The 3,708-nt window shown below is 61.3% G+C and carries 7 protein-coding genes; 5 read left to right on the top strand and 2 right to left on the bottom strand.

Annotated features, from left to right (window positions below):
• Positions 1–324 precede the first annotated feature (324 nt).
• From HMPREF0372_RS16025 to HMPREF0372_RS20880, 4 genes are all read left to right on the top strand, one after another.
• On the top strand, positions 325–747 hold the full coding sequence (locus HMPREF0372_RS16025) for a hypothetical protein (RefSeq protein WP_007494771.1): 423 nt from the start codon (positions 325–327) through the stop codon (positions 745–747).
• The gene (locus HMPREF0372_RS20890) at positions 704–1,081 is read left to right on the top strand and encodes a hypothetical protein (RefSeq protein ID WP_050810511.1); all 378 of its coding nucleotides are present in this window, start codon (positions 704–706) and stop codon (positions 1,079–1,081) included. Before HMPREF0372_RS16025 ends, HMPREF0372_RS20890 begins: the two co-directional genes overlap by 44 nt.
• A 7-nt stretch (positions 1,082–1,088) precedes the next feature.
• Positions 1,089–1,961 carry a MobP3 family relaxase gene (gene mobP3 / locus HMPREF0372_RS20885; RefSeq protein WP_269142289.1) on the top strand — a complete coding sequence of 291 codons (873 nt, stop codon included), beginning with the start codon at positions 1,089–1,091 and terminating at the stop codon, positions 1,959–1,961.
• A gap of 87 nt (positions 1,962–2,048) precedes the next feature.
• Positions 2,049–2,204 carry a hypothetical protein gene (locus tag HMPREF0372_RS20880; protein WP_007494764.1) on the top strand — a complete coding sequence of 52 codons (156 nt, stop codon included), beginning with the start codon at positions 2,049–2,051 and terminating at the stop codon, positions 2,202–2,204.
• Positions 2,205–2,250: 46 nt separating this feature from the next.
• Here HMPREF0372_RS20880 and HMPREF0372_RS16015 read toward each other — a convergent pair whose 3' ends face one another.
• The gene (locus HMPREF0372_RS16015; protein ID WP_007494762.1) at positions 2,251–2,589 is read right to left on the bottom strand and encodes a type II toxin-antitoxin system PemK/MazF family toxin; all 339 of its coding nucleotides are present in this window, start codon (positions 2,587–2,589) and stop codon (positions 2,251–2,253) included.
• Positions 2,583–2,849 carry an AbrB/MazE/SpoVT family DNA-binding domain-containing protein gene (locus HMPREF0372_RS16010; RefSeq protein WP_007494759.1) on the bottom strand — a complete coding sequence of 89 codons (267 nt, stop codon included), beginning with the start codon at positions 2,847–2,849 and terminating at the stop codon, positions 2,583–2,585. Before HMPREF0372_RS16010 ends, HMPREF0372_RS16015 begins: the two co-directional genes overlap by 7 nt.
• 77 nt (positions 2,850–2,926) lie before the next feature.
• On the opposite strand from HMPREF0372_RS16010, the gene HMPREF0372_RS16005 reads away from it, so the two are divergent.
• Positions 2,927–3,708, top strand: a 782-nt coding sequence (locus HMPREF0372_RS16005; RefSeq protein WP_007494757.1) for a DUF3991 and TOPRIM domain-containing protein, incomplete at its 3' end; no start/stop codon positions are given.

The raw sequence follows: 3,708 nt of genomic DNA, 5'->3' as shown, positions 1-3,708 counted from the left end.
GAGCACGCCGTCGGCCCCGTGTGCGCCCTGTGTGACGGGTTCAGGCGGAGGGCGGGCCAGGGGCCCCGCCCAGCCAGAAAACTGCCCCGTTGGGGCCAGTTTCGCCCCGGTTTGGGGCGTTCGATTTTAGTACGAGGATAAAGGGAGGTGGTCGCAAGCGCCGGCCTCCCGCCCACAAAGTCCCGCAGTGTGGGGCTTTCCCGGATTTCAGGCCAGGTGGTCGGAATTGGAGATTCTGGCCGTTTGGGGTGGTCGGGTTCAGATAAACACTTACTGCGCCAGCGGGTTCCGCTGTGTCGCAGGCAAAAAGCGGAGGTGAAGAACATGGAGGAACACGACAACAAAAAGCGTACCGCTGTCTGGCTGACACCCGGTGTGATCCGCCGGATGGACGGCTGGCTGGAGGAGGACAACTGCAAAACGCGCAGTGAATTTATTGAAAAGGCCCTGCGGTTCTACATGGGCTACCTGGCCGCGGAGGATACCTCGGAGTACCTCTCCCGCGCCCTGGTGGACACCCTGCGGGGTACATTGGCGGACAACGAGAACCGGCTGCGTACTTTGCTGTTCAAGCTGTGCGTGGAGGTGAACATGATGAGCCACACCGTTGCCGCCCACTTCCGCGCTGATCCGGTGAACCGCCGGGAGCTGCGGGCCTATGCGGTGGACGAGGTACTGCGTACCAACGGGAAGATCAGCTTCGATGATGCGCTGGATCTCCAGCGTCAGGTCTACCCTGACGGATGAGCCGCGTCCGGTTCATGTCCCCCTACCTGAAGGGGGCAGGGATACGGCCAAGCTGCCCAACCGGGCCCGCTACATCGCCACCCGCCCCGGCGTGGAGGTGCTCAGGGGCGAGCACAGTGGCCAGCCCGCCACGAAGAAACAGCAGGCTTATATCCAGCGTCTTCTGCGGGACTTCCCCGGCGCGGAGGAATTGCTGGAATACGAGGACTACCAGAACGCGCCCACACAGGGGCACGCCAATGCCTTCATCCGCCAGGTGCAGGAGGACTTCGCGGAGCCCATGAGCCGGATGGAGAATTACCTGGACTACGTGTCCCACCGCCCCGGCGTGTAGATGGACGGTGAGCACGGCCTGTGGTGCGCGAGAGGCAAGGTGCGCAATCTCTCCCAGGCCGTCCGGGGGGTGGCGGAGCACACCGGCAGCGTGTGGACGCCAGTGGTGGCTATCCGGCGGGAGGACGCGGAGCGGCTGGGCTACAACGACGCGGAGAGCTGGAGGCAGCTGGTGTGCGCCTGCGCGCCGGAGATCGCCAGGGGGGTACAGGATCCCGCTGGAACACCTGCGCTGGTACGCCGCCTTCCACCGCAAGGAGGACAGCGTTCACATCCACATGGTAGTGTTTTCCTCCAATCTCAAGGAGGGCTATCTCACCAAACAGGGCATCCGGCAGGTGAAGTCCGCCTTCGGCCGACGGATCTTCCGACAGGATCTGCTCCACATCTACGAACAGAAAACCGAATACCGGGACGCCCTGGGCCGGGATGCGGAGCGCACCATGGCAGAGCTGATTGCGCAGATGGAGACCGGCCAGCTCCAAAATGAAAACCTGGAGCAGCCGATTCTGGAACTATCCCATCGCTTGCAGAACACCAAGGGCAAAACGGTGTACGGCTACCTGCCGCCCACAGCCAAGGCACTGGTGGACGCAATCGTGGATGAACTGGCAAAGGAGGAACGGGTAGCTGCCGCCTACGACCTGTGGAACCAGATGCGGGAGGAGGTGTACCGCACCTACTCCGAGCAGCTGCCGGAGCGCCTGCTTCTTTCCAAACAGAAAGAGTTCAAGGCTGTGCGTAACATGGTCATCCGGGAGGTGCTCCAGCTGGGGCGGGGTGAGCATCCCACAGCAGATGAGATAGTACACATGCCCACACCGTCGGGCACACCGCCTGCACAATCGGGCCTGCCGTATGGGGCACATCACCCACAGTAGGAGGCCGCGCACCATCAGCGTACACAGACACATCGGGCGGTATCCCATGCGGATACCGCCCGATGTGTCCTCCAGCTGTTCCACAGCATGGGCCGCATCTTCCAGGAGCAGTCCGCCTCCGATGCCATCCAGACTGGCCTGCACATCGACCGGAAGCGGCGCCGGATGCTCCGGGAGAAGCGTATGGCCCTGGGACACAAGGCCGATGACCATGAGGAAATCCTCCAGCATTCTCAAAGATAAGATGGGGGACTGCCATTGAACTGGTAGTCCTCCGTGGTTTCTTCCGCTACTTCGGCTCCAGAAATCCTATGACCATATCTACCGCCTCTGAGGAGATATCCTCCGGAGCACGCTCCACAAAGGAGGCATGGCGGCTGTTCAGATCCAGCATCCGGGCCTGATCACACAGGATGACCCCGTCCGTCCTGGTACGCTCATCCAGCCGGAGGTGGAACGGGTGGCCCCGGTCTGTGTGGGTGATGGGGCAAACCATGGTCAGGCTGCTGACCCGGTTGAACAAGTTGTTGCTGATCACCAAGGCAGGACGGCGGCCCTTCTGCTCATGGCCGGACTGGGGATCAAAGTCCAGATAGACGATATCACCCTGTTCAAAAATCGTCACCATGCCTCAGAGCCCTCCGCCTTCCCCCAATCCAGCTCTTCGGCCTCAATTCGGTCGATCTGGTCAATGGGCTTTCCGTAGAATGCGGTGAGGCGTTCCTCCAGGGTGCGGTGCGGGATGGAAGAGGCACGCCGGATGTTGATACCATCATCCATCTGCACCAGTTCCACCCGGTCGTGTTCTTTCAGACCAACTGCGTCCAGGAGGGCCTTGGGGATCCGCAGGCCCTGGCTGTTGCCCCATTTTTGGATCGTCGCGTACATGAACGACACCTGCCTTTCAAAGATAGTATATACAGAGTATAAACAAAAGTCAACCGTTTGATTCGAGGTGAGCCGGCATGGGAACCTATATCCATTTTACCGATGAACAGAAGGAGCGGGCCAACTCCGTTGATCTGGAGGAATTCCTGCGGCAGCGGGGGGAGAAACTGCTCCGCGCCGGGCGGGAGTCCCGGCTGGCCAGGGTGCACCATATCACCGTCCGGGGCAACGAATGGTACGACCATATTGCCCGGCAGGGCGGCCATGCGGTCAGCTTTGTCCAGCAATACTACGGTATGAGCTACCAGGAGGCCATGGAGCTCCTGCTGGGAAATGAGTTGGGCGCGGCATATCCCGCTGCAGAGCCGAAGCGGGAGGAGCCGCCCAAGCCCTTCGCCCTGCCGCCGCCCCACACCAATATGCGCCGTGTGTACGCCTACCTGATGAAACAGCGCCACATCAGCCGGGGGGTGACCAGCCACTTCGCCCGGGCCGGCCTGTTATACGAGGACGCCCGATACCACAACTGTGTCTTTGTGGGCACGGATGAGCAGGGCGTTCCCCGCCACGCTCACAAGCGGAGCACCAACAGCCAGGGCAAGTCCTTTAAGGTAAACGTGGAGGGCAGCAAGCCCCAGTACAGCTTCCACCACGTGGGGCAGGACGGCCTGCTCTATGTGTTCGAGGCCCCGATTGATCTGCTGAGCTTCCTCACGCTGTACCCGGACAGATGGCAGGAGCACAGCTATGCAGCCCTGTGCGGCACTGGCGGCCAGGCCGTGCGCTGGATGCTGGAGCAGTACCCCAGCCTCCAATCCGTTGTGCTCTGGATAAGGTACAATAATTTTCGCAAATTGAA

The organism is Flavonifractor plautii ATCC 29863 (assembly GCF_000239295.1).
Classification (GTDB): domain Bacteria; phylum Bacillota; class Clostridia; order Oscillospirales; family Oscillospiraceae; genus Flavonifractor; species Flavonifractor plautii.
Note: the sequence above shows the minus strand (reverse complement) of the source record. Positions and strands in the feature narration are given on the sequence as shown.